A 24,992-nucleotide genomic window follows, 5' to 3' on the forward strand; every position below is an offset into this window, starting at 1 on the left:
GGGGCGGCGAGCCACACTTGGCGGCGGCACGACTGGCGGACCGGAACGAGTGGTGAACAAGACTTCCGCACCGAAGGCATGGCCCGTGCGACAGGCGAGGCCGGGCGGCGCGCGAGGCAGCGCTACGGACAGAGCCGGGCAAACGGTGAGGCAGCGTGGCGCACGAAGCGGCGCGGGCGGGCGCGAAGCGGCACAGGCGGGCGCCAAGTGGCACGGGCAGGCGCGAAGTGGCGCGGCGCTGGGTGAAACCGCAGCGCAGCGGGCGAGCCGAGTGACGCGAGCCGAGCAGAGAGCGTGCGACATCAAAGCTGAGCAACGCCAGGAGGGCGTCGTTTTTTACCGGTAGGTGGCGGGCTGCGTTGCGGGCCACCTGGCCGGAGGCGTGCTTCGCTCAGGAGGCCAGCGCCTCGTTGATCGCCACCAGCTCCTGTGCTGTGCGGGTGGCGGTGAATTCGATGACGGCGTAGCGGGCCAGGCGCTGGATCACGAACGGGTCGCTGGCGAGGACCGCGTCCAGCTTGCCGCGGAGGATCGGGCGGGTGAGGATCACCTGGTCGGCTGCGCCGGTTCCCTTTCCGGAAACTAGGAAAAGTCCTCTCGTGAATTGGGTGCGCACCCAGTCCGAATGGTCCGGGAGCGCGTAGTCGACTTCTGTTTCGGGTGCCGTGTAGGTCAGCAATGCGATGTACATGATTCAATAGTAGAACTCCCCGGACCATCCCGCATCCGCCTGCCGAGTGGCACCGGGCACCGCATTCGGCAATATTTCGGTCAAGGAACTTCGCAATTCTTTACCAATGGCTTCGGAATCCACTGTACGTAGATCGGCGTACGACAGGGAGTCGACGCCGGGCCGACGCGGGCGGCCTCGGAACGCGCGAGACTCGGCGCATGAACGCACTGACCCGGATCTGGCACGACGGCCGGCCCGCCGAACGCGCCGCCTACGTCGTCGGCGCGGTCCTCTTCGTGAGCGGCCTCGTGCACGCGATCGTGCTCCTCGGCACCGGCGGCTCGTGGCTGGGGCCGCTGTCGATGCGCAAGGCCGTCACCTTCGGGCTGTCGTTCGGGCTGACGCTGGCCTCGGTCGCCTGGGCGACGTCGTTCCTCACCGTCCGGCCGCGGTGGCGCGCCGTGCTGCTCGGCGCGTTCGGCGTCGCCAGCATCGTCGAGGTCGCGCTGGTCAGCATGCAGGCCTGGCGCGGTGTGCCGTCGCACTTCAACTTCGAGACGCCGTTCGACAACGTCGTGTCGATGACGCTCGCCGCCGGTGGCGGGGTGCTCATCCTGACCGTCGTCGGCTTCACCGTCGCCGCGGTCGTCGAACCCGGTCCGGACGCGCCGAGCCTGCGTCTCGCGATCCGGGCCGGCCTGGTCGTCCTGGTGGTCGCGCTGGCCACCGGAGCCGTGATGATCGCCCGCGGCGTGGTCGAGGCCCGCGGTGGCGACCCGCAGCTGGCCTACACCACCGCCGGCTCGCTCAAGCCGCTGCACGCGGTCGCGATGCACGCGATCCTCGTGCTGCCCGGGCTGGCCTGGCTGCTGCGATTCACCCGCTGGCCCGAGGCCCACCGCCTGCGGGTCGTCAAGATCGCGGTCACCGCCGACGCCCTGCTCACCGCCGTGATCGGTGTCGAGTCGTTCACCGGCGTGTCGCCGTTCGGCGCGCCGCTGCCGGTGCTCGCGCTGTCCATCCTGGCGGCCGTCGCGCTGGCCGGCACAGGCCTGTACGCGTTGAGCGGCATTGAACCGGGAATCCGATTCGTACGTATCTCCGATGGGAAGGCAAGGGGCCGGTAAACCGGCGGACGGAGACCACGTGCGGCACGGCATGACCACGAGCGGCCTTTTCCAGCAGAGTCAGGCACACAGCCCGTCGTTCTTCTCCGTCATGCGGGCCATGGGCCAGCACGGGGACGATCTCGCGGACTTCTGCATCCCGTGCAACCCGTACTTCCCGACCGACGAGATGTTCGGGGAGCTGGAGCGCAACCTCCGCACGATCCTCAAGTTCTACCCGAGTGACGCCGGCGCGATCACCGCGCAGCTGGCGCACGTGCTCCGGCTGAACCCGTCGACGATCTCCCTGGCCAACGGCTCCACCGAGCTGATCACCTGGATCGACCAGCTGCTGGTGGGCTCCAGCATCGCGGTGCCGATCCCGACGTTCGGCCGCTGGACCGACCAGCCGCTGGAGACCGGCAAGCGCGTCGACATGTTCCTGCTCAAGGAGGCCAACAACTTCGAGCTGCGCGTCGACGAGTACATCGAGTTCATCAAGCGCCGCGGCTCGCGGGTCGCGGTGCTGTGCAACCCGAACAACCCCGACGGCGGGTACCTGTCGCGCCGCGAGGTCATCCGGTTCATGGACGCCCTGGAAGACCTCGACCTCGTGGTGATCGACGAGTCGTTCATCGACTTCGTCGAGGTCGAGATGACCCCGTCGGTGGCCGCCGAAGCCGTCGTGCGGCCGAACGTCATCGTGCTGAAGAGCCTCGGGAAGAACTTCGGGCTGCACGGGATCCGGTTCGGCTACCAGGTGTCGAACCCGGCGCTGACCCGCAAGCTGTCGGCCGCGCTGCCGAAGTGGAACCTGAACTCCCTGGCTGAGACGGTGATCTTCATGCTCGCGGAACGCCGCGCGGAGTACGAGGAGAGCCTCAAGCGGCTGGCGCTCGACCGCTTCATGATGAACTCGCTGCTCGGGCAGTTCCAGGAGCTGACGGTGTACCCGTCGCAGGCGAATTTCCTGCTCGTGAAGCTGCCCGGCTCGGTCGACGGCGCCGAGCTCTGCGACTACCTGCTCGCCGAGCACCACCTATTGGTGCGCCAATGCGGCAACAAGATCGGCATGACCAGCCAGTTCATGCGCTTCGGGGTGCGGCCGGACACCGAGGTCGAGCGGCTGGTCGAGGGCCTGCGCGGGGTGGAGCGGCTCGGCGGCGGACGGCACACGCCGACCATCGAGCTCGTCTCGCACTCCCGCGAAGCCGAACGGTCGATCAGCTGACCACGTGGTCGATGGCCGACTTCCAGGCGAACACCCGGCCGTTCGCCGAGCTCGACCGCGCGGGGCGCACCCGGCGGCTGCGGAGGCTGGCCGAAGCGGCTTTGACGGAGTACGACGTCCCGGTGGCGAGGCTGACGCCGTTGCCGCGCGGGCGCAACACGGCGTTCCGGGTCGACGGCGCGGACGGCCACCGGTACGTGCTGCGGATCGAACGCCCGGACGGCCCGAGCGTCGCACAGGTGCGGTCCGAGATGGCCTGGCTCGCCGCGCTGGGCCGTGAGACGGACCTGGCGGTACCACGGCCGGTCCCGACCCGGGAGCGGCAGGCGGCCACGGTCGTCGCCGACCCGGCCGTGCCCGAGCCGCGCACCTGCGTGCTGTACCGCCGGCTCGAGGGCCGGTTCCTCGACGAGCGGCTCAGCGCGCCGCAGCTGTACCGGCTGGGCGAGTTCACCGCGCGGCTGCACCGGCACGGCGCCCGGATGAACGGCCTCGACCGCGGCCGGGCCGACGACCTGACGGCGTTCGGCCGGGCGCAGGTGGACGGCTTCTCGGACACCGTCGTCGACCGGGCCGTCGCGCTGGCCGGGGGCGACGAGGGCGTCCGCGCCGCGCTGGCGCGCGTCCGGGCGGTGCGGTCCGCGCTCGGGTTCGGCGCCGACGTGTTCGGGCTCGTCCACGGCGGCCTGCACCAGGAGAACTACCTGTTCCACCGCGGCCGGGCGCGGGTGGTCGACTTCGACGACTGCGGGTTCGGGCACTACGCCTACGACCTGGCGGTGACCGTCGACGCGTTCACGCACCTTCCGCACCACGCGGAGCTGCGGGAGGCGCTGCTGGACGGGTACCGGTCGGTGCGCCCGGCGACGTTCGCGACCGATCCGGCCGTGCTGAACGCCTTCGTCGGCCTTCGCCGGGTCCAGCTGCGGCTGCGCGAGCTCGACGACCACCCCTGACGTTACAACTCACCGCTACAATTGCTACATGGCCGGACGATCGAGCAACGCCACCTCCACCCGCGACCGCCTCCTGCTGGCCGCCGGGCAGCTCCTGCACGAAGCGGACGGCGGATCGGTGTCGACGCGGGCCATCTGCGAGCGCGCCGGCGTCCAGGCCCCGACGCTCTACCACCACTTCGGCAGTAAGCAGGGCCTGCTCGACGCCGTCGTGAACTACGGCTTCACCCAGTACGTCCAGGCGCCCGAAACCGGCGGTGACCCGGTGACGCGGATCCGTGAAGGCTGGGACAGGCACGTCGCGTACGGCCTGGAGAACCCGGCGTTCTACGTGCTGCTCTACGGCCAGATCGAGCCCGGCGTGCCGTGCAACCTCACCAGCAGCGCCGAGGCGATGCTGCTCGAGCTGTTCACGCCGCTCGCCCGCGCCGGGCGGCTGCGCGTCGAGGCGACGGAGGCCGCGCGGCAGTTCGCGGCGGCGAACAGCGGCGTCACGCTCAGCCTGATCGCCCAGTCCGAAGGGGCCCGTGACCTCGCGATGTCCGCGCAGGTCCGGGACTCCGTGCTGGCCGGGCTGCTCACCGACGGCCCGGCCGCCGGGTCGTCGACCGGCGCGCTCGCTGTCGCTTTGTCGACCGCGCTCGCGGAGGACGTCGACGCGCTGACGACCACCGAGCGGCAGCTTCTGCGGGAGTGGCTGCACCGCCTCGCGAGCTGACGCTACATTTGCTACATTAATCCGTATGGCAAATGTAGTGAACCGGTTCGGCGTGTTCCTGGCCCCGCACCGCGACGACGTGACCCGCAAGGCGCACGCCGTCGGTGCCGACAAGCTCGGTTACGGCACGGTGTGGTTCGGCACGGGCAGCGCGTCGGTCGGCGACCTCGCGTTCGTCGAGGACGTCCTGGCTTCGACCGAGCGGATCACCGTGGCGACGGCGATCGTGAACATGTGGGCCGACGAGCCGGAGACGCTGGCCGAGTCGTACCACCGGCTAGCCGGCCGGTACGGAAAGCGCTTGCTCCTGGGCATCGGCGTCGGCCATCCGGAATCGGTCGCGGCGTACCAGAGCCCGTACGACAAGATCGTCGATTACCTCGACCGGCTGGACGCGGCCGGCGTCCCCGTCGACGCCCGGATCCTGGCCGCGCTCGGCGACCGCGTGCTGAAGCTCGCCGCCGAACGCACCGCCGGCGCGGTCCCCTACCTCGTGCCGGTCGCGCACACGCGGCACGCGCGGTCGGTGCTGGGCGCGGGCAAACTGCTGACGCCGGAACAGAAAGTGGTCGTCGACGAGGACCCGGTGGCGGCGCGCGCGATCGGCCGCCCGTTCGTGCGCGAGCCGTACCTCGGGCTGCGCAACTACGTGAACAACCTGCGGCGCCACGGGTACACCGAGGAGGACGTCGCTGGCGGCGGCAGTGACCGCCTGATCGACGACCTCGTCCTGCACGGCACGCCCGAGAGCATCGCGAAGGGCCTGCTGTCCCATGTGGACGCCGGGGCCGACCACGTGGCCGTCCAGGTGCTCGGCCCCACCCCCGGCGTGGAGGCCGAGCACCACCGGATCCTCGCCGGCGTGCTGCTCTGATCAGCCGAGGCGGCGCAGCACGATCACCGGCAGCACCCGGGTCGTGCGGGCCTGGTAGTCCGCGAAGCCCGGCTGCTGCTCGACGACCTTGGCGAACAAGGCGTCACGGTCGGGGGCGACGGCCGCCATCGCCTCGAACGTCTCGGTGCCGGTTTCCACGGTCACCAAAGGGTTCTTGCGGATGTTGTGGTACCAGGCCGGGTGCTTCGGCAGGCCCATCGCCGAGGCGACGACCACCAGCTGTCCGTCGATGTTCATGGCGCCCAGGGTGACGCGGTGTTTCCGGCCGGTGCGGGCACCGGTCGTGGTGAGCTGGATCAAACTCGCGTTGTCCTTCCGATGTGGAGTGATCGGAGGCGTGAGAGGGCACGACGGAGGCACACTTGTCCCACGGCAAAGGGAAAAGAGGAGAGACACCGACGTGTCGATCTCAAGGGGGCTGAGTAGCCACTACCTCCGTGCGTAGGCCCATCTGGGGCGCAGCGCCAGATTAGCACGGCTCAGCGCGCGGCGTCAGCGGCTTTCTGCGCGTTGTTGGCGGCCTCGTCGGCCTGCTCGTAGGCTTCCTTCGCCGCTTCGAACTCCGCCGTCGCGCGCTCGGCGCGTTCTTCGGCCTCCGCCAAGCGGGTGCGGAGGTCTTCGACGCGGGCCGTGGCCTGCTCGGCCGCGCGTTCGGTGCGGACCAGGTCGCGCTCGACGACCGCCCGCTCCTTGGCCAGCTCGGCGGCCTCCTTGCGCAGGCGCTCACGTTCCGCGCGGACGCGCTCCCGCTCGGCGCGCTCCTCCTCTTCGCGCCGACGGTCCTCTTCGGTCTTCCCGGTCCGGGACGCCCGCTTCGGCCGCGCCGGTTCGGCCTTTTCCACCAGCTTCGCGGGGCGTTTGCCGGTCGACGGCGGTGCGCTCGCGGCGAGGGTGAACCACTGGTCGGCGTCCTGGTGGGCCACCGACGTCAGGCGCCCGGCCAGCGCGAGGGCGGCCGTGTCCGGGTCGGCCGCGACGGCTTCGAGCGTCGCCTCGACCTCCCGCGCGACGGTGTCGCTCATCTTGTCCAGGCCACGCACGATCCGGCGCACCAGCTCGCCGCGGCTGCGGGTCAGCGCACGCAGGTCGTCGCCGGCCAGCCGGGTGTGCGCGTCCCGCAGCTCGTCGCCGAGTTCGGCCAGCTCACGCAGCTCGTCGGGGTCTTCGCGGGCCAGCCGGTTGACGATCGCCGCGGCCGTGGTCGGCTTCCGCAGCTCCTTGATCTTCGCCGCCAGGTCGGCGTCGCCCTCGGCTTTCGCCGCCTTCGCCGCCGCGTTGCGCGCGCTGACGAACTCCGCGAGGTCACCCCCGTAGAGCTCGCCGGCCACCGTGTCCAGGTCCATCACCGCCAGCCAACCACATCGGACTGGTGCGAGCACCTGCGAACAGTCATCATCGGGTCAGGGGCGACGAAGGGAAGGCGCGTGTTCTTCGATCTGGGTGTCCGGGACTTCCTCGACCGCGCGGAAACGGTGTACCCGGACCGCGTCGCGGTGGTCGACGAGCCGAACCAGCCCGCGCCGAGCTGGGGATCGCTGACCTACCGCGAGGTGGCGCGTCGGGCCCGCGCGCAGGCGGCCCACCTCGACGAGCTGGGCGTGCCGGTCGGCGGGCGCGTCGCGATGGTGTCGCACAACGCCGCCCGCCTGCTCGTGTCGTTCTTCGGCGTCTCCGGCTGGGGCCGGGTGCTGGTGCCGGTGAACTTCCGGCTCGCGCCGGCCGAGGTGAAGTACATCGTGGAGCACTCCGGCGCGGAGGTGCTGATCGTCGACCCCGAGCTGGAGTCCCTGCTCGACACCGTCACCGCGAAGCACGTCTTCGTGCTGGGCCGCGACGACGAGACGCTCTGGGGCGGCGACGGCGAGCCGCGGCCGTGGGCGGGTGACGAGTCGGCCACCGCGACGATCAACTACACCTCGGGCACGACGGCGCGGCCCAAGGGCGTGCAGCTGACCCAGCGCAACATCTGGCTCAACGCGGCCGTCTTCGGGCTGCACACGACGTTGAGCGACAACGACGTCCTGCTGCACACGCTGCCGATGTTCCACTGCAACGGCTGGGGCATGCCGTACGCGGTGACCGGGCTCGGCGGGCGGCACATCGTGCTGCGGAAGGTCGACGGCACCGAGATCCTGCGGCGCATCGAGGAACACGGCGTCACGATCCTGTGCGCCGCGCCCGCGGTGGTCACGGCGGCGCTGGACGGCGCCGCCACCTGGGAGGGTGCGATCCCCGGCCGCGACCGCGTCCGGATCGTCGTGGCCGGCGCGCCACCGCCGACCCGGACGATCGAGCGGGTGCGGGCCGAGCTGGGCTGGGAGTTCATCCAGATCTACGGGCTCACCGAGACGGCGCCGCTGCTGACGGTCAACCGGATGCGCAGCGAATGGGCCGACCTGGACCCGCACGAGCAGGCGAAGCTGCTGGGCCGCGCCGGGACGCCCGCGCTGGGCGTCCGGATCTCCGTCGACACCGACGGCGAGGTGCTCGCGCAGTCGAACCACAACCTCGACGGCTACTGGGAGAACCCCGACGAGACCGCGCGGGTGCAGGAAGGCAACTGGTTCCACACGGGTGACGGCGGCACGTTCGAGGACGGCTACCTGACCATCGCGGACCGCAAGAAGGACGTGATCATTTCGGGCGGCGAGAACGTGTCGTCGATCGAGGTGGAGGACGCGCTCAGCTCGCACCCGGCGGTCCGCGAGGCGGCGGTGATCGGCATCCCGGACGAGAAGTGGGGCGAGCTGGTCACGGCTTTGGTGGTCACCTCCGAGGCCGTCACGTCCGAGGAGCTGATCAAGCACTGCCGCTCGTACCTGGCGGGCTACAAGTGCCCGAAGCGCGTGGAGTTCCTGGACGAGCTGCCGCGGACGGCGACCGGGAAGATCCAGAAGTTCAAGCTGCGGGAGCCGTTCTGGAAGGACCAGGGGCGAGGGGTGAATTGAGGTTCTTCTTCGACGCGGGCTCGGGCACGGTGCTCTGGGCCGACGTCGGCCCGGCGGACCTGGAGCGGCTGCCGATCGGCGCCGAGCTGCGCGGGGAGCTGGACAGCCTCGTGGAGCAGTACGACGAGTCGATGAACTGGGACTACCCGCCGGATCCCGGCCCGTGGCGGGAGGCGCGGTGCCGTCGTTTCAACGCCGACGTCCGGGCGGCGTTCGACCGGCTGTGCCGTGAACTCGGGGAGGACGTCGAGGACGGGTTCACCGAGCTGCACGAGGATCCGGACCTGGACCGCTACCTGGCCGACCCGAAGGGCTTCAGGCGCTAGCGGACCAGGCGGAAGAAGGTGCGCACCTCGTCCGCGAACAGCTCCGGTTGCTCGAACGCCGCGAAGTGGCCGCCCCGGTCCAGCTCGTTCCAGTGCCGGATGTCCGTGTACCTCCGCGACGCCCAGCGGCGTGACGGCCGGGGCATCTCCTTCGGGAAGATCGAACAGCCCGCCGGGACGTCCACCGTGTCGTCGGTCGCCTCGGCGAACCACTTCTGGACCTGGCGGATGCTCTCCCAGTACAGCCGCGCCGACGACGTCGCCGTGCCCGTCAGCCAGTACAGCGTGATGTTGTCCAGCAGCTCGTCGCGGGTGAACGGGAAGCCGTCGGACCAGGCGTGGAACTTCTCCAGCAGCCAGCCGCACAGGCCCGCCGGGGAGTCGGCGAGGCCGTAGCCCAGGGTCTGCGGGCGCGTCGACTGCTGGACCGAATAGCCGTCCTCCCAGCGCTGGGCGTGCTTCAACGCGTCCAGCGCGGCGCGCTCGGCCACGGTCAGGTCGTCGAACGTCGCCGGGTCGGGGGCGGCGATCGGCGGGGTGAGGTGGATGCCCGCCAGGTGGGCCGCGTCCTGCTGGGCCAGGGACGTCGTGATCGACGTTCCCCAGTCGCCGCCCTGCGCGCCGTAGCGGGAGTAGCCGAGGCGGGCCATCAGCACCGCCCACGCCGCCGCGATCCGCTCGATACCCCAGCCCGGCGAAGACGGCTTGTCGCTGAAGCCGTACCCCGGCAGCGAGGGGATCACCAGGTGGAACTCGCGCGAGAGCGGCTCGATCACCTTGCCGAACTCGACGATCGAGCCGGGCCAGCCGTGCGTGAGGATCAGCGGCAGTGCGTCCGGCTGCGGCGAACGCACGTGCAGGAAGTGGATACCCAGGCCGTCGATTTCGGTGCGGTACTGCGGAAAACCGTTCAACCGGGCCTCCGCGCGACGCCAGTCGTAGCCGGACGCCCAGTATTCGCACAGCTCACGCACCAGGGCCAGCGGCGTGCCCTGGCTCCAGTCGTCCACCGGCTCGGCCTCGGGCCAGCGGGTCCGGCGCAGGCGGGAGCGCAGGTCGGCGAGGTCGGCGTCGGGGACGTCGATCCGGAACGGCGTGATCATGCCGGGACGTAGGTCAGCTGGACGACGCCGTTGCCGAAGGTGGCCGACTTCTTGAGCACCAGCGGGAAGTTCGGCCCCTCCTCGGGGAACAGCCGTTTCCCGCGGCCCACGACGATCGGGTACAGCAGCAGGTTCAGCTCGTCGACCAGGCCTTCGGCCAGCAGCCAGCGCACGGCGACGGTGCTGCCGCTGGTCATGATGTCGCCGCCGGGGCCGGCCTTCAGGTCCCGGACGGCTTCGACCGGGTCGCCGGTCAGCAGGATCGAGTTGTTCCAGCTCACGTCGGACAACGTCGACGACAGCACGTACTTGCGGACGTTGTTCATGAACTCGGCGCCCTCGTCCTCCTGTCCCGGCCAGGACTCCGCGAAGCCTTCGTAGGTGACGCGCCCGAGCAGCATCGCGTCGGCCGCCGCCATCCCGCCGCCCACCGCACGGCCGATTTCGTCGTTCCAGTACCGCAGAGACCACTTGTCGGGCGCCTCGACCACGCCGTCCAGGGAGATGAACAAGTTCGCCACGAGCTTGCGCATGGACCCACTATGGACCATCAGGGCAAGTGCTTCACCAACTCCAGGGCCCGGCCGAGGGTCGTGAGACGCGCTTCGAGCGTTTCGCCGGCCGGGTACAGCCGGACGGTGTCGATGCCGGTGTCGCGCCAGACGCGCAGCCGTGCGCGGACCATCTCTTCGGTGCCGATCAGCGTGGTGCCGAGCACCATCTCGTCGGTGACGAGCGCGGTGGCGCCGTCGCGGTCGCCCGCCTGCCAGCGCTCGCGGACCTCGGCGGCGACGTCCGCCCAGCCCTGGCGGCTGTAGGCGTTGTTGTAGAAGTTCGTCGTGGCCGAGCCCATCCCGCCGAGGCTGAAGGCGAGTTCCTTCTTGCGGCCGCCGACCATCGTGCGCAGCTCGTCCTCGTCCGACGCGAAGGCGACTTCGGCGCCCTGGCAGACGTCGATGTCCGCCCGCGTGCGGCCCGACTTCGCAAGTCCGGCGTCGAGGTGGCTGAAGTACGCGTCGGCGCCTTCGGGGACGAAGCTGGTGCCGAGCCAGCCGTCCGCGACCTCGCCGGTCAGCTCGAGGAGCTTCGGCGAGAGCGTGGCCAAGTAGATCGGAATGTCCGGATTCGGCTCGGACGACAGCCGCATCGGACGCGCTTCGCCGGGCAGCGGGATCTCGAAAGCCTTGCCGGAGAAGGAGATCTTCTCCCCCGCGAACGCCCGGCGGATGATCTCGACGGTCTCGCGCATCCGCGTCAGCGGCTTGGCGAACGGCACGCCGTGCAGGCCCTCGATCACCTGCGGCCCGGACGGGCCGAGGCCGAGGGCGAACCGGCCGCCGGACAGGTCGGCGAGCGTCAGCGCGGCCTGCGCGATCGCGACCGGCGTGCGCGTGCCGAGCTGGATGATGCCGGAGCCCAGCCGGATCCGCTCGGTGCGCGCGGCGAGGTAACCGAGCGCGGACGGCGCGTCCGAGCCCCACGCTTCGGCGACCCAGCAGACGTCGAGGCCGAGCTTTTCCGCCTCCAGCACGAAGTCCAGCGTCGTGCGGGTGTCCTTCGAGAACTCGACGGTCGTCGCGGTCTTCACGAGCCTTCGATCCGGTCCTTGATCGCGGCGAGGTTGCCGGTCATCGCGGTTTCGAACTCCCGCAGCCGCACGAAGACGATCTTCTGTTCCTTCTCGGGCATCCGGTCGATGGCGAACGACAGGCCGGACCGGCCCGGGCCCATCTGCATCCACTGCGAGAGCCGGGTGCCGCCGTTGTCGGGTTCGAGGGTGAACCGCCAGACCGAGCTCGGCTCGGCCGGATCCTGCACCGCCCAGGCGAACACGCGCGGTTCCTCGCACTCGACGACGTACGACGTCGTCTCCCACTCGCCGAACGCGTCGTGCTTGCTCCGGCCCACGAACGTCCGGCCGGCCTCGCGCCATTCGACGGACTGCAGCTCGGAACTCAGGGAGGGCATCAGCCCGATGTCGGAGACGACCGGCCAGACGACCTCCGGCGCGGCGTCGATCCAGGTCGAGACCTCCGCCGTCGGCTTGTCCGCGTACCGCGCGCCTGTCCACTCCATCGTGGTCACCACTCCTCTCGGTGAGCCTCTGACCACGATAGTTGCGTAGGCAGACCTACTCTGTCAATCTCACTCCTGCCGCGCGAACCGCTCCTCGACGTCCGGGCGCTGCGCCAGCCGCGCCGGAAAACCGGGGCCGCGGCGCATCCGGGTGTCGTCCGGCGTCATCGGCTGCGCGCATTCGGCGCAGACGATTTCGGCGTGCGTGTCGTGCCCGCAGGCCAGGTGGTGCACGGTGATCGGCGGCCCGGCCTCGGCCGCGAGCCACCGGTCGCCCCAGCGGGTCATCGCGAGCAGCACCGGGTAGAAGTCGCGGCCCTTCTCGGTGAGCACGTAGTCGTAGCGCACCGGCTCGGTCTGGTAGGCCACTTTCTCGAGCATCCCTTCGTCGACCAGCCGCTTGAGCCGGTCGGCGAGGGTGTTGCGCGCGATGCCCAGCGCCTGCTGGAACTCGTCGAAGCGGCGGACGCCGTAGAAGGCGTCACGCAGCACCAGCGGGGTCCACCAGTCACCCAGCAGATCCATGGTGCGCGCGATCGAGCACGGCCACTGCGCGAACGATGTCCGTTTCATGGGCCGAGGATACGCCGTTTCGACGAAGGACTCAGCAGGTCAGGGCGCTGGGATGTAGGCCAGGCCGTGGGCGTGCGGGATCTCAAGGGTGTCGAGGACCGCGGGCCGCGCCGGGTTGCCGACGTCGAGGACGGTCACCGTCGAGCCGAACACCGCCGCGACGTACACCCGGGTGCCGTCGGGCGACGACCGGATCGTGAGGGGGAAGGCGCCGACGTCCGCCTGCCCCACCCGTTCCACCGAGACCGGCGACGTCCCCGCCCACACCGAGAGGCGGCCGGCGCCGTCGAGCAGTTCGCCCGCCAGCAGCAGGCCGGTCGACGTCCAGTGCACCGGGACCACCGGGAACTCGGTCGGCAGGGTCCGGACGACCTCGGCGGTCCGCGTGTCGATCAGCCGCACCCCGGGCTGCGCGGCCGACCGGCCGTCGGCCTTCGGCGCGGCGACGGCCACGACCGAGCCGTCCGGACTGGCCGCGATCCCCTCACTGCCAGGCACGGCGGCCTTGGCGACCAGCTCACCGGTCGCCAGGTCGACCACGGAGACGAACGGCGCTTCCTTGTTCGCCGCGTAGCCGCGGACGCCGTCCGGGTCCGTGACGAACCAGTGCGGCCCGGGCGCTTCGGTGTCGACGCGGCGGAGCACCTTCCGGGTGGCGGTGTCCAGGACGACGACGCCACCCGGGCCCGCCGGACCGGCTTCGACGCTGATGTACAGCAGGCCGTCGTGCAGGGCCAGCCCGTGCGGGCCGTGCTCCGGCGAGATGTCGAGCACCTCGACGATCTCCCCGGCGTCCGGGTCGATCACGGTGACCACGTGGTTGCGGCCGTCGTTCTCGTCGTAGTGGCCGTGGTGGTACGCGCTGGTGCAGTACACCAGCCGGTGCCCGGGATCGAAGCACAGCTCGTGCGGCTCGGCGGGCACCGCCAGCACCGCCTGGACGCGGTGGTCGACGGCGTCGAGCAGGGTGACGGTGGAGCCGCTCTGGTCGACCACCGCCAGCCGGTCGCCGGGACGCGGGTAGTCGGTCACGGGATCTCCCTTCAGAGGTAGCTGCCGAGGTCCTCGGCGAGGGTCGGGCCGCTGGGCGTCCAGCCGAGCAGCGAACGGGTGGTGTCGCTCGCGGCGGCCATGTCGGCCCCGGCGAACTTGCTCAGCCAGCCGAAGTGCGTACCGGCCTGATCTTCCGGCACGGAGGCCGCGGGCACATCCAGCCCACGGCCGATGGCTTCGGCGATTTCGCGCATCGGGATGCCGGTTTCGGCGGTGGCGTGCAGGACGGTCCCCGCCGGGAGCTGCTTCTCCAGCGCGAGCCGCACGACGGCGCCGGCGTCGGACCGGTGGATCGCGGCCCACCGGTTGGCGCCGTCGCCGACGTACCCCGCGAGGCCCTGGGTGCGGGCGGTCGCGACCAGACCGGGCAGGAAGCCGTGGTCCCCCTCGCCGTGCACGGTCGGCGCGAACCGCACGACGACCGTGCCGACACCGCGGTCCGCGAACTCCAGCGCGAGGTTTTCGCTGCCGCCGCGCAGGGAGTCGAGGCCGTGGAACGGGGAGCGGTCCTGTTCGGTGGCCACCCGGCCGGGGGCGAGGAACGCGAGCCCGGCCGCGACGGCGAACGGCCGTCGCGAGCCCACGAGGGTTTCGCCGATGGCCTGCACCGCGTCCCGTTCGGCGCGGTTGCTCACCTCCGGGTGGGCGAAGTCGTGCTTGTTGGCGAGGTGGACGACGGCGTCGGCGCTATCGGCTCCGGCGCGGATGCCGGCCAGGTCGTCGAGGTCGCCGCGCCGCACTCCGGCGCCCTTCTTCTCGAGGGTTTCGGCGGAGGCGTCCGAGCGGGCGAGCCCGGTGACCTCGTGCCCGGCGTCGAGCAGCTGGTCGACGACGGCCGAGCCGATCCACCCGGTGGCTCCGGTGACGAACACGTGCATGGTGGTGCTCCTTTACTTGGTGGTCCGCGGCTTGCGGCCGCGGGCGAACAGGGACTCCAGGACGACGAGACCGCCGAGGACGAGCACGGTCACGCCGATCACCCGCAGTCCGAGACTGGTGGCCGAAACGAACGCCGTGACGACGTCGTGCGCGCGGCCGGGTGCGATGGCCAGGGCCTGGGCCACGGTGTGTGCGGGGACGTCCGGTGGCAGCGCGTCGGCGAACCGGCCGGTGAACACCGTGCCGATGACGGCGACGCCGAGCGCGCTGCCGAACTCGCGGGTGGTGGACTGCAGGCCGGTGCCGACGCCGGCCTGGGCCGGGGGCAGCGAACCCGCGATGACACCGGACAACGTCGGCAGCGAGAGCGTCACGCCGATGCCGGTCACCACGAGCCACGCCGCGTACCCGGCGTACGGCGTCTGCGCATCGGTCGTCGACAGGCCGAGCAGCCCGCCGCCGACGAAGGCGAACGCGAGGGCGATCGTCGTGTCGAGGCCCACGCGGCGGGTCAGGAGGCCGACGTGCCGGCCGCCGACGATGATCGGGACGGTCAGCGGGAGGATCCCGAGCCCGGTCCCCAGCACGCTGAACCCCTTGGCGTACTGCAGGAACGACGCGTTGACGTAGAACAGCGCGAACATCCCGAAGAAGATCGCCGTCATGCCGAGGCAGGCACTGCGCAGGCCCGCGATGCGGAACAGGCGCGGGTCGAGCAGCGGGTGTTCGGAGCGCAGCTCGACGAGCACCCAGGCCGTGAAAAGCGCGGCGGCGCAAGCGAAACCGCCGATCACGAGCGGGCTGCCCCAGCCCGCCTCCGGGCCTTGGACGATCCCGACGAGCAGGGCGACGCACGCGCCGACGAGCAGTGCCGCGGCGAGCGGGTCGAGCCGGCGGTCGTGGCGTGACGACACCGGCGCGACGCGTGCCACCAGCGCGGCGAGGCCCAGCGAAACCGGCACGGCGGCGACGAACAGCCACCGCCACGACCCGGCCGTCAGAACGGCACCGCCGCCGACGTTGCCGATGACCCCGCCGATGCCGGTCATCGACGCCCAGGTCGCGATGGTCGGACCCCGGCGTTCGGCCGGGACGGCGTGCAGCAGCACGGCGAGCGTGTTCGGCAGCACGGCGGCGGCACCGACCCCGGTGAGCGCCCGGCCGGCGAGCAGGACGACGACGTCCGGCGCGACCGCCGACACGAGTGCGCCCACCGCGAACAGCCCCAGGCCGGCCAGCAGAACCCCCTTGCGGCCGAAGCGATCGCCCGCGGCGCCGCCGGGGATCACCAGGCAGGCGAAGAAGATCACGTAGGTGTCGACGATCCAGACCAGCGCCGACGCGGACGGGTGCAGCGCGCTCGCGGCGAGCATCGGGACGGCGAGGTTGATCGCGGCGACCATCCCGACGACGAGGACGACGCAGGCGCACATGACGGTGAGGAGGCCGCGGTGCGCTACGGCCGGGCCGCGGGTCGAGGTCGTTGTCATACGACTGACGGTAGGGAGACCGAGACCAGTCGTGCCACGCAAGATTGACAATGACTCTTTGCGTACGATGCAACTGTGGCTGAGCTACTCGACCTGAACCTGCTGCGCGTGTTCGACGCGCTGCTGCAGGACAACAGCGTGACGGCCGCGGCCGAGCGGCTGCACCTGTCGATCCCGGCGACGAGCCGGGCGCTGGGGCGGCTGCGGCGGGCGATGGACGACCCGATCCTGGTGCGCGCGGGCCGCGGGATGGCGCCGACGCCGTTCGCGCTGCGGACCGCGCCGCGGGTGCGGTCCCTGCTCGACGAAGCGGCCGCGCTGGCCGGCGCCGGCCGCGAACTGCACGTCGCCGAGCTGGAACGCACCTTCACGATCCGGATCAACGACGGCGTCGCGGCGACCCTGGTGACCGCGGCGGTGGCCGCCACGGCCGCGGTCGCCCCGGGCGTCGTCCTGCGGTTCGTCGCGGAAGGCACCGAGAGTTCGGAAGCGCTCCGCGACGGCTCGATCGACCTGGACATCGGCGCGGGCGACGCCCCGGCGCCGGACATCCGGACCGCCGGGCTCTACCTCGAACGGGTGGTGGGCATCGTCCGTTCCGGCAGTTCGCTGGGACGGCGGCCGACGCTCGCGCAGCTGTGCCGGCACCCGCACGTCTCGGCGTCCCGCCGGGGCCTCGCCCGCGGGCCGCTCGACGACGTCCTCGACGCCGAAGGCCTGCAGCGGCACGTCGCCGCGGTCGTGCCCACGTCCGCGGTCGCCGCGCTGCTGGTGTCGTCGAGCGAGTACGTCGGGCTCGTCCCGCAGCGGCTCGCCGAGCAGTACGGCGAGGCCCTCGGCCTGCGCTGGTTCCCGATCCCCGCGCCGCTGCCGTCGGTCGAGGTCGTCCTGCGCTGGCACGCGCGCCTCGACGCCGACCCGGCGCAGCGCTGGCTGCGGGAGACGCTGCGGGCCGCGTTCAGCTGATCAGGTGTCCCGTCGTGACGTCGATGTGGTCCGGGACCTCGTCGTGCGCGTCGCCGACCGAGAGCGTGCCGGCCGGTTCGACGAGGAGCACGCTCGCGCCGGCCTTCGACGACGGCTTGTGGAACGTGCCCTTCGGGACGACGAAGACCTGGCCGGTCTTGAGCGTCACCACGCGTTCCGCCGGGTCGCGCAGGCCGATCTCGATCTCGCCGTCGAGCACGAGGAAGAACTCGTCGGTGTCCTCGTGGACGTGCCAGACGTGCTCGCCGGCGAACCGCGCGAGGCGGATGTCGTAGTCGTTGACGCGGGTGACGATCCGCGGGCTCCAGGCGGCGTCGAAGCTCGCCAGGACTTCGGTCAGGTCGATCGGGTTCATGCGCCGATCCTGCGCTTGCCGTTCCGCGCGGACGAGTGCTAGGAATCGCACATGCCGCAAGAATTCTCTCACCGGGTCGTCGTCCTGGTCGACGACGGCTCGAACCCGTTCGAGCTGGGCGTCGCGACGGAGCTGTTCGGGCTGCGGCGCCCCGAGCTGGAGCGGCCCTGGTACGACTTCGCGCTCTGCACGCCCGTCCCGGAAGTCGCCATGCACCTGGGGATGTTCACGCTGTCGGGCGTCGGCGGCCTCGACGTCGCCGAGACCGCGGACACGCTGATCGTGCCCAACCGCCCGGACCCGCTTCGCGAGCCGTCGCCCGAGGTCCTGGCGGCGGTCCGGCGGGCGGCGGACCGCGGCGCGCGGCTGGTGAGCTTCTGCACGGGCGCGTTCACGCTCGCCTTCGCCGGCGTGCTCGACGGCCGCCGCGCGACCACGCACTGGCGCTGGGCCGACGACTTCGTCTCCCGGTTCCCGGCCGTGGCCCTGGAACCGGACGTCCTGTTCGTCGAGGACGGTGGTGTCCTGACGGCGGCGGGCAGCGCGGCGGCGCTCGACCTCGGACTGCACCTGATCCACCGCGACCACGGCGCGGAGGTCGTCAACGCGGTCAGCCGCCGCCTGGTGTTCACGGGCCACCGCGACGGCGGCCAGCGGCAGTTCATCACCCGGCCGGTACCGGAGGTGCCGGACACGTCGCTGGCCCCACTGCTGACCTGGGCCCTCGCCCGCTTGGACCGCCCCTTGACGGTGGCCGACCTGGCGACCCAAGCGGCAACCAGCCCGGCAACGCTGCACCGCCGGTTCCGCGCAGAGCTGGGAACAACGCCGCTGGCGTGGCTGACCACGGAGCGGGTGACATTGGCCTGCCGCCTGATCGAGCGCGGCGAGCTGAGATTGGATCGAGTAGCGGAGGCAAGCGGCTTCGGCACGGCGGCAAACCTGCGGCTACAGCTGAGGCGGCACACGGGCCTGAGCCCCAGCGCCTACCGCCGCCGCTTCGGCCCAGCGGCCTAACGGATTCGGGTTCCGGCGCAGCAGCCGACCCGCGCCAACACACAGGCCCCCAACCCAAGCGCTCACCGCCGCCGCTCGGGCTAGGCGGCGTAACGGGTTCGGGTCGCGGCGCAGCAGCCGACCCGCGCCACCACAAACCCCCAGCCCCAGCACTCACCGCCACCGCTCCGGCCAAGCGGCGTAACGGGTTCAGGTTCCGGCGCAGCAGCCGACCCGCGCCACCACACAAGCCCCCAGCCCGAACACTCACCGCCACCGCTCCGGCCAAGCGACGTAAGGGGTTCGGGTTCCGGCGCGGCAGCCGACCTGCGCAGCCCGAGCGCCGGTCACCGCTGCGTCGGCTCGGCTCTCGTGGGCGGCAACTACCGGAACACTGCAGGCCACCCCACCGCACCAGAAGTCACACGCGCCACGCCGGTACCGGTCGTGAGTGTTTAGAGGGGTTCTAACCCTCCTAAACACTCACGACAAGCCGCGGCAGGCCAGGTCCGCTCTAACCCTCACTCACGATGTCGTGGAGGGCCTTGGCCAGCGCGTTCTCCTGCAGTCGCGCCGGGTAGGCCTGTGGGTCCGCTGCCGCCAGGACGTTGAGGCCCTCCACCAGCGCCACCAGGGTCTTTGTGGTCAGGTCGAGCCGGTCGTCCGTCCACTCCGGACGGCAGGCCGCGATCAGGCGCCGGACCCGGGCCAGGAACGAGTGGTTCGCTGCTCGGTGGCGCTCGGCCAGGTCGTCGTCGGCCAGGGCTGCGGCCAGGAAACCCACCCAGACGCGGGACTCCTCCTGGTGGCCCTGGGTGAGGTCCGCCGCGCAGCCGAGCACCGCCGTCAGTGCGTCGGACGGCGACGCCGCCGCTGCTTCCGCCGCGTCCGCGCGGATCGCCGTGCGCTCGTACAGCAGGTCGCGCGCGTGCAGCAGCAGGGCCTTCTTCGTCGGGAACGCGTGCAGCACCAGGCCCGTCGTGCAACCCGCGCGCTCGGCGACCGCGCGCAGCGTCAGGCCCGGCAGGCCCGCCTCGGCCAGCACCTGCCACACCGCGTTCGACAGCAGCTCCCGCTGCGCCCCCACGTCACGCTGTCTCGGCACCCGGAACCTCCTTTCCCGGTAGCGTAACAGGTGCTACGGTAACGCTTGTTACGAAAAGGAGGTGCACCCGATGACCGACCTCGGCACCAGCACCATCAGCGCCGTGAGCTGGGACGATCCCGACGCGGTCCGGCTGCGCGAGGCCCAGCGCGTCGAGCTCGACGCCCGCTACGGCACCGACGACCACGAGCCCGGCGCACTCCCGACCGCCGAGACCATGGCCGTGTTCCTCGTCGCGCGCGACGGTGACGGCACCGCCGTCGGCTGCGGCGGGCTCCGGCCGCTCGGTCCGGGCTCCGCCGAGATCAAGCGGATGTACGTCGACCCGTCCGCGCGCGGCACCGGCGTCGCGACCGCCCTGCTGCGCGCGCTCGAAGACCACGCGCGGGAACTCGGGATTCCGCGGCTGCTGCTGGAAACCGGCACCGGGCAGCCGGACGCGATGCGGTTCTACCAGCGCGAAGGCTACGAGCCGATCGAGGCCTACGGGCCGTACCGCGGCGAATCGATTTCGCGCTGCTTCGCCCGAGATCTTTGAGCGCCATCGGTTTTCCGATGGCCCCGCAAGGCTGAGCTATTGGCCCGCGAGCACGCACCGGGCCTACCGTCGAAGGCACGGCGAGCCCAGGGTCGGGCCGCCGCTCCCGAACCAGACGGAGTTTTCCCTTGCGCATCAAGCACATCGGCGTCGCGCTGGCCGCGGCCGCCGTCTTCACCCTGTCGGCCACCCCGGCCGACGCGGCACCCAGGATCGTGCCCCTCGACCAGCAGCCCGAGAACATCACCCTGGAGCCCGACGGCTCCGCCGACCTGACCTTCGCCTACACCGGCGAGATCGGCCGGGTCTCCCGCGACGGCCAGGTTACCACCATCGGACGGATCCCGATCCCCGACGACGGCGACGTCCCGGTCGTCCACAAGAGACTGTTCCTCGGCGGCATCGTCCGCGCACCCGGTGGCGACCTGTACGTCGCCGTCTCGACCGGCACCGCGGCCACCGGCCTCTACCGGGTCAGGGCCGGGATGCCACCAGTGCAGGTAGCAAAACTGCCGCCGTCCGGCTTCCAGAACGGCGTCGCGCGCGACCCGGCCACGGGCGACATCTTCGTGGCCGACTCGTTCAACGCCACGGTCTGGCGGGTCTCCCGGGGTCACGTCACCGCCTGGGCCACCGGCGACCTGCTCGCCCCGGTGAGCGGCTTCGGCGCCAACGGCGTCAAGGTCCACGGCGGCGCTCTCTGGGTGTCCAATCTGGACCGCGGCACCCTGGTCCGCTTCCCCCTGCACGGCGGCCCCGGCCGGGTCGTGACGTCGGGTCTCGGCCCGGTCGACGACTTCGCCTTCCACGGCGGCACCGTCGTCGCGGCCATCAACCAAGAGAACCGGGTCGTGACGATCGGCCGCGACGGCGTCAAGACCATTCTGTCCACTGAGGATGGACTGGCCAACCCGACCGCGGTCGCCGTCCGTGACGACACGCTGTTCGTCACGGACGGCGCCTACTTCGGCGGTTCGCCGAACCTGCTTCAGGCGACGCTCGCGGCGAACACGTGCAACGCCGAGTTGGACGGCAATGTCACCGCCACGACCTCCTTGCCCGCGGTCAGCGGGACGGAGTTCGCGAACACCCGGTACGGCGTGGTCGGGTAGGCCGCGCCCGTGTGCGTGTTCTTGCCCAGTACGGTCGCGACGGTCGTCGCGCCGTACTGGGCGGGGTCGGCGCAGCACCAGTTCGGGAACCCGAGATCGGCCTGGCTGGTGCTGCCGTCGGCGTACTGGACGACGACCGTGCCCTTCGCGGTCCCGGTGCCCGTGCCGGCCAGCACCAGCCTCGAGCCCGCTCCCTTCACGGCCACGGTCTGACCGGCCGCGACGACGTTGTCCGCCTTCGCGCCCACGGCGTCCGGCCAGGTCAGGGACGCGCCCAGGGCCGAGAACGCCGCTCCCGGCTTGAGACCGGCCTCGGCGAGGCCCTCGGCCCGGAAGCTGCTGCCGCCACCGTCGAGATCACCGGCCGTCACATGGCCCGCGTCGGTGACACCGATGTTCGACGCGGCCGCCGCCAGCGACGCGTACGGCACCGTGACGGTCGACGAGTCCACGGCCTGGTGCGTGTCCAGCCGCGCGCGGTAGGACGTGGACGCGGTGACCTGGTAGTCCGCCGGTTTCAGCCCGGCGTCGGGGGTCAGCGTCACCGGCACCTTCACGGTCTGGCCCGGCCGGACGACCTTCGGCAACGCCGGGACGTCGGCCCGGAACCCGTTGCCCTGCACCGACAACACGACGTCCCGGACCGGCAGCGGGGTGCCGTTGGTGAAGCTCACCGTCGCCGCGGTGGCCTGCCCCGGCGCGGCCAGCGACGGCATGGTCAGGGTCGTCGTGCCATTGTCGTCTTCGGGAAAGAACCCGCCGACGGCGCTGGCCCCGAAGAGCCGGACGTCCTGGCGGTCACCGGCCCCGACCGGCCCGGTCTTCACGCGCACGACACCGTGCGCGGCCGGGTCGTACCACCAGCCCGAAGCCGCCTTGTCCAGCTCGGCCTTGCTGCCGTACTGCCGCAGGATCCCGGCGCCCGCCTGGACGAGCGCCGGTTTCGTTCCCGTGTGGACGGACAGCTGGTAGCTCCGCGCCGCGGGCTTGCCCGGGTACGTCCCGGCGCTCGCGCCGATCCCGACGGTCACCGTGCCCGGCCCGGACTTCGGCGCGTCCACGGTGAACGTCTGCTTCGCCTGTTCCCCGCGCTGGTAACCACGGGTGACGCCGTCGTCCTCGGTGAGCGTGAAACTGCCCTTCGCCTGCGGATAGACGTCCAGGTCCAGAAGGGACTTGTCCCGCGTCTGCCACGACTTCGTGCCGTCGGCCCACATCGGCACCACGGCGCCGGCCCGGACGAACAGCGGGAGCGTGTCGAGCGGCGCGTCGTAGCCGTCCACAGTGGCCGGTCCGGTGTAGGTCTTTCCGCTCCAGTAGTCGACCCAGGCGCCCTGGGGCAGGTAGATGCCGTTGCGCACGTTGGACTTCTCGTACACCGGCGCGACGAGGAAGTCGGTGCCGGACAGGAACTCGTACTTCGCCTTGTCCGTCCAGACGTTGGGGTCGTCCGGGTACTCGAGCGCGAGCGGCCGCACCTGGCCGACGCCGGTCTGGTGCGCCTGCGCCGAGTAGCTGTAGGTGTAGGGCAGCAGCCGTTCCTTGAGCATGAGGTACTTGCGGTTGATGGAGGTGTACGGCTCACCCTGCTGCCACGGCTGCTTGTCCGACGACGCCCAGCCGTCCATCGTCATCGCCGTCGGCAGGAAGGCCTTCCACTGCAGGTCGCGGACGTAGGTCTGCGGGCTGCCGCCGAAGATGCCGTCGATGTCGCCGGTGTTGTACGCGATGCCGGACGTCGTCGCGCCCGCGTACGTCGGGATCTGCCACTTGATGTAGTCGTACGAGCCGGACTGGTCGCCGCTCCACAGCACGCCGCAGCGCTGGGCGCCGGCCCAGCTCACCGGCTGCCAGACGAAACCGCGGGCGTCACTGTTGTCCTCGATGCCCTTGTGGGCGGTGTCGCAGGCGTCGAGCGCGAACTGGTACCCCGGGCCGACCCAGGCGACGTCCAGCTTGCGCACCCGCACCCCGGCCTTGACCTCTTCGGCCTGGTTGGGGACGCCGTTCTCGGTCCACAGCCCGAGTTGCATGTTGTCCTTGCGGAGGCCCTCGCCGGTCTGCGGCAGGTTCTCGTACCCGCAGCCGTAACCGTCGTTGACCAGCATCCAGCCGTTCGGCATGTCGTTCGCGGCGTAGCCGTCGGCGACCTTCACGGCGTCGAGCGTGTGCCGTTCGCCGCGGTTGGCGTTGTGGAGGTAGCAGTCCGAATCGCCCGTTTCCAGGCCGTAGATCGGCGGCAGGAACGGCTTGCCGACCAGGTCGGTGTAGCCCCCGATGACGTCCTTGAGGGTGTTCCCGACGACGTAGGTGGCGTCGAACCGGCGCTCGTCGTGGGTGGTCTCGACCGGGTCGGTGAACGAGTAGCTGCCCGGCGCGAAAGTGTTGCGCAGGACGCCGTAACCGGCGGTCGAGGCGTAGAACGGCTGCGAGTTGGGCGCGCCGCCGTCGTTCCAGTTGTCGTCGGCGAAGATCTTGATCGTCTGGTCGCGGTGGCTGTAGCGGCCGTTCTGCTCACCACCGCCGACGAACTGCTCCGCCCCGGTCCGGGTCAGGCTCTGCGTGGTCGTCGAGCCGGTCCAGGACAGCGGCGCGGACTCCGCCCAGAGCTGCTTGCGGTCCGCGCCGTCGTAGAGAGCGAACTTCAGCGGGTGCTTGTATGCCCGCAATGTCGCTTTCGGCGTGGAGATGGCCCAGTAGGCGCCCTTGTCGACGCGCTTCGGCGTGGCCGGGGGCGTGCTCTTCGGAAGCACGATCTTACTGCCGGCCGGGTCGGTGAAGGACCCGTCGGGGGCGAGCCAGACCCGGACGGCGCCGTCGGCCGGGAAGCTCACGCGCACCGCCGCGCTCCCCGACGCCAGCGTCACGGTGGTTCCGTCGGCGGAAATCCCGGTCAGGTCGCCGAGCTGCCCGGAGGGCGCCGCGGGCGGGTCGGCGTACGCCGTGGCGGGCGAGAGCCCGAGAACGGCGACCGTCGCCAGACACCAGAGCGACTGCGCAACTCTGTTCATTACTGACACCTTTCGCGCATCAATACGCATGTTGGCCTCTGTATAGCGCACGTTTCGCGCAAAGTCACCCGCCGAACCGGTTCCGGCGCCCGACTCCCGACTTCCGTTGGTGCGGTTACGAAGAGTGCTTGAACGGCGTCTTAGCGCTCACCCTATCTGCAAGTTGCAGATCGCATCTCTCTGTCCATTCAGGACGAATACGCGCGTAGTTTCCCGTTGGCACACTTCAGGTTCCGATGCGCGTTTCCCGATGTGCAGCAGCACGTGCATCCGCACGACGCCGATGCGCGAAAGTTGTCAGCAACTCGTGAAGTGCTTGCTGTCAAACACTTTCCGCTGTAAGTTGACAGGCCACCGAAGGCCGGGGATCGGCCATCGGGGCTCGTGCTGCTCGACGGGATCGGGGAGGTGACCGTAGAGAGAGCGCTTACCGGCGGTCGGGTCGCCGTCGGGTGCAGGAGGGATGTCATGCCGTGGTTCAACCAGGACAAGCAGTGTCCGACCGAGTGACAGAGCCGTACTTGGTGGCACAGGACGCGATCGCCGACGAGCTGTTGCGCGGCAAGTGGTGCGTGTACCTGCACGAGTGGCTGGGCGACGACGGCGATCTGCCGACGTGGCAGGCCGAAGTGGCCGCGAGGGCGTCACGCTCCGGAGTCGACGTGTGCTTCGTCGAAATCCCGCGCAAGGACATGACGCTGGTCGCGAACGTGCGCGCGCTGCCGTCCTTCGAGCAGGTCACCGAGTCGGTGGCCGCTCTGGAGGACTACCGCGGTCGCGTCGGCCGACAACGTTGGCACGGCGCCGCCGCACGCCGCTTACCACCACCTGAGTGACGACTGCCCGCCGACAACGTTGACA

Annotated in this window: 25 protein-coding genes; 11 read left to right on the plus strand and 14 right to left on the minus strand. The window is 70.9% G+C overall.

The features are described from left to right. Positions 1–391: 391 nt before the first annotated feature. Positions 392–691, minus strand: a complete 300-nt coding sequence (locus tag VA596_RS00720; protein WP_323322500.1) for a YciI family protein — start codon at positions 689–691, stop codon at positions 392–394. Positions 692–891: 200 nt separating this feature from the next. Here VA596_RS00720 and VA596_RS00725 point away from each other — a divergent pair, with 200 nt between their 5' ends. From VA596_RS00725 to VA596_RS00745, 5 genes are read left to right on the plus strand one after another with little or no spacing between them, the layout of a single operon-like run. Next, positions 892–1,800 (plus strand): hypothetical protein, encoded by a 909-nt coding sequence (locus tag VA596_RS00725; protein ID WP_323322502.1) that lies wholly within the window; start codon positions 892–894, stop codon positions 1,798–1,800. A 19-nt stretch (positions 1,801–1,819) separates the two neighbouring features. Continuing rightward, positions 1,820–3,010, plus strand: coding sequence for a pyridoxal phosphate-dependent aminotransferase (locus tag VA596_RS00730; RefSeq protein ID WP_323322504.1), 1,191 nt, complete (start codon positions 1,820–1,822; stop codon positions 3,008–3,010). An 11-nt stretch (positions 3,011–3,021) separates the two neighbouring features. Next, positions 3,022–3,966, plus strand: a complete 945-nt coding sequence (locus VA596_RS00735) for a phosphotransferase enzyme family protein (RefSeq protein WP_323322506.1) — start codon at positions 3,022–3,024, stop codon at positions 3,964–3,966. 28 nt (positions 3,967–3,994) lie between these two features. Beyond that, the gene (locus VA596_RS00740) at positions 3,995–4,684 is read left to right on the plus strand and encodes a TetR/AcrR family transcriptional regulator (RefSeq protein ID WP_323322508.1); all 690 of its coding nucleotides are present in this window, start codon (positions 3,995–3,997) and stop codon (positions 4,682–4,684) included. A 25-nt stretch (positions 4,685–4,709) separates the two neighbouring features. Next, positions 4,710–5,558 carry a TIGR03620 family F420-dependent LLM class oxidoreductase gene (locus VA596_RS00745; protein WP_323322510.1) on the plus strand — a complete coding sequence of 283 codons (849 nt, stop codon included), beginning with the start codon at positions 4,710–4,712 and terminating at the stop codon, positions 5,556–5,558. On the opposite strand, the gene VA596_RS00750 is transcribed toward VA596_RS00745, so the two are convergent. Beyond that, a complete protein-coding gene (locus tag VA596_RS00750; RefSeq protein ID WP_323322512.1) occupies positions 5,559–5,975 on the minus strand; it encodes a nitroreductase family deazaflavin-dependent oxidoreductase in 417 nt (138 codons plus the stop codon). Positions 5,976–6,058: 83 nt separating this feature from the next. Next, complete coding sequence (locus tag VA596_RS00755; protein ID WP_323322514.1) at positions 6,059–6,922, minus strand: hypothetical protein; 864 nt, start codon at positions 6,920–6,922, stop codon at positions 6,059–6,061. An 81-nt stretch (positions 6,923–7,003) separates the two neighbouring features. Here VA596_RS00755 and VA596_RS00760 point away from each other — a divergent pair, with 81 nt between their 5' ends. Both VA596_RS00760 and VA596_RS00765 read left to right on the plus strand, forming a co-directional pair. Further along, positions 7,004–8,527, plus strand: a complete 1,524-nt coding sequence (locus VA596_RS00760) for an AMP-binding protein (protein WP_323322516.1) — start codon at positions 7,004–7,006, stop codon at positions 8,525–8,527. Further along, entirely contained in the window at positions 8,524–8,853 is a 330-nt protein-coding gene (locus VA596_RS00765; RefSeq protein WP_323322518.1) for a hypothetical protein, read from the plus strand. Before VA596_RS00760 ends, VA596_RS00765 begins: the two co-directional genes overlap by 4 nt. Here VA596_RS00765 and VA596_RS00770 read toward each other — a convergent pair. The 8 genes from VA596_RS00770 to VA596_RS00805 all read right to left on the minus strand — a co-directional run bounded on the left by VA596_RS00770 (position 8,850) and on the right by VA596_RS00805 (position 15,970). Next, a complete protein-coding gene (locus VA596_RS00770; protein WP_323322519.1) occupies positions 8,850–9,956 on the minus strand; it encodes an epoxide hydrolase family protein in 1,107 nt (368 codons plus the stop codon). The two genes, VA596_RS00765 and VA596_RS00770, sit on opposite strands and share 4 nt — an antisense overlap. Beyond that, a complete protein-coding gene (locus VA596_RS00775; protein WP_323322521.1) occupies positions 9,953–10,489 on the minus strand; it encodes a dihydrofolate reductase family protein in 537 nt (178 codons plus the stop codon). The genes VA596_RS00770 and VA596_RS00775 overlap by 4 nt, the downstream gene beginning before the upstream one ends. Positions 10,490–10,506: 17 nt before the next feature. Continuing rightward, a complete protein-coding gene (locus VA596_RS00780; RefSeq protein ID WP_323322523.1) occupies positions 10,507–11,544 on the minus strand; it encodes an LLM class flavin-dependent oxidoreductase in 1,038 nt (345 codons plus the stop codon). Continuing rightward, complete coding sequence (locus VA596_RS00785) at positions 11,541–12,032, minus strand: SRPBCC family protein (RefSeq protein ID WP_323322525.1); 492 nt, start codon at positions 12,030–12,032, stop codon at positions 11,541–11,543. Before VA596_RS00785 ends, VA596_RS00780 begins: the two co-directional genes overlap by 4 nt. Before the next feature lie 69 nt (positions 12,033–12,101). Next, positions 12,102–12,605, minus strand: a complete 504-nt coding sequence (locus VA596_RS00790) for a winged helix-turn-helix transcriptional regulator (protein ID WP_323322527.1) — start codon at positions 12,603–12,605, stop codon at positions 12,102–12,104. Between the two features lie 39 nt (positions 12,606–12,644). Further along, a complete protein-coding gene (locus tag VA596_RS00795; RefSeq protein WP_323322529.1) occupies positions 12,645–13,637 on the minus strand; it encodes a YncE family protein in 993 nt (330 codons plus the stop codon). 11 nt (positions 13,638–13,648) lie between these two features. Then, complete coding sequence (locus VA596_RS00800) at positions 13,649–14,536, minus strand: SDR family oxidoreductase (protein WP_323322531.1); 888 nt, start codon at positions 14,534–14,536, stop codon at positions 13,649–13,651. 12 nt (positions 14,537–14,548) lie between these two features. Then, positions 14,549–15,970 (minus strand): MFS transporter, encoded by a 1,422-nt coding sequence (locus VA596_RS00805; protein ID WP_323325580.1) that lies wholly within the window; start codon positions 15,968–15,970, stop codon positions 14,549–14,551. A 132-nt stretch (positions 15,971–16,102) separates the two neighbouring features. On the opposite strand from VA596_RS00805, the gene VA596_RS00810 reads away from it, so the two are divergent. Then, positions 16,103–16,993 carry a LysR family transcriptional regulator gene (locus VA596_RS00810; protein WP_323322533.1) on the plus strand — a complete coding sequence of 297 codons (891 nt, stop codon included), beginning with the start codon at positions 16,103–16,105 and terminating at the stop codon, positions 16,991–16,993. Here VA596_RS00810 and VA596_RS00815 read toward each other — a convergent pair. Next, positions 16,986–17,369, minus strand: coding sequence for a cupin domain-containing protein (locus VA596_RS00815; protein ID WP_323322535.1), 384 nt, complete (start codon positions 17,367–17,369; stop codon positions 16,986–16,988). The two genes, VA596_RS00810 and VA596_RS00815, sit on opposite strands and share 8 nt — an antisense overlap. 51 nt (positions 17,370–17,420) lie before the next feature. Here VA596_RS00815 and VA596_RS00820 point away from each other — a divergent pair, with 51 nt between their 5' ends. Then, the gene (locus VA596_RS00820) at positions 17,421–18,386 is read left to right on the plus strand and encodes a helix-turn-helix domain-containing protein (RefSeq protein ID WP_323322537.1); all 966 of its coding nucleotides are present in this window, start codon (positions 17,421–17,423) and stop codon (positions 18,384–18,386) included. 493 nt (positions 18,387–18,879) lie between these two features. Here VA596_RS00820 and VA596_RS00825 read toward each other — a convergent pair whose 3' ends face one another. Next, positions 18,880–19,470, minus strand: a complete 591-nt coding sequence (locus VA596_RS00825) for a TetR/AcrR family transcriptional regulator (RefSeq protein WP_323322539.1) — start codon at positions 19,468–19,470, stop codon at positions 18,880–18,882. A 70-nt stretch (positions 19,471–19,540) separates the two neighbouring features. Here VA596_RS00825 and VA596_RS00830 point away from each other — a divergent pair, with 70 nt between their 5' ends. Next, the gene (locus VA596_RS00830; protein WP_323322541.1) at positions 19,541–20,008 is read left to right on the plus strand and encodes a GNAT family N-acetyltransferase; all 468 of its coding nucleotides are present in this window, start codon (positions 19,541–19,543) and stop codon (positions 20,006–20,008) included. A gap of 988 nt (positions 20,009–20,996) precedes the next feature. Here the strand turns inward: VA596_RS00830 and VA596_RS00835 are convergent. Continuing rightward, on the minus strand, positions 20,997–24,131 hold the full coding sequence (locus tag VA596_RS00835) for a TIM-barrel domain-containing protein (protein WP_323322543.1): 3,135 nt from the start codon (positions 24,129–24,131) through the stop codon (positions 20,997–20,999). Positions 24,132–24,637: 506 nt separating this feature from the next. Between VA596_RS00835 and VA596_RS00840 the strand changes: the two genes are divergently transcribed. Then, entirely contained in the window at positions 24,638–24,967 is a 330-nt protein-coding gene (locus VA596_RS00840) for a hypothetical protein (RefSeq protein WP_323322545.1), read from the plus strand. The last annotated feature ends 25 nt before the right edge of the window (positions 24,968–24,992 follow it).

Origin of the sequence: Amycolatopsis heterodermiae (assembly GCF_034929455.1) — a bacterium.
In the GTDB taxonomy this organism is placed as follows: domain Bacteria; phylum Actinomycetota; class Actinomycetes; order Mycobacteriales; family Pseudonocardiaceae; genus Amycolatopsis; species Amycolatopsis heterodermiae.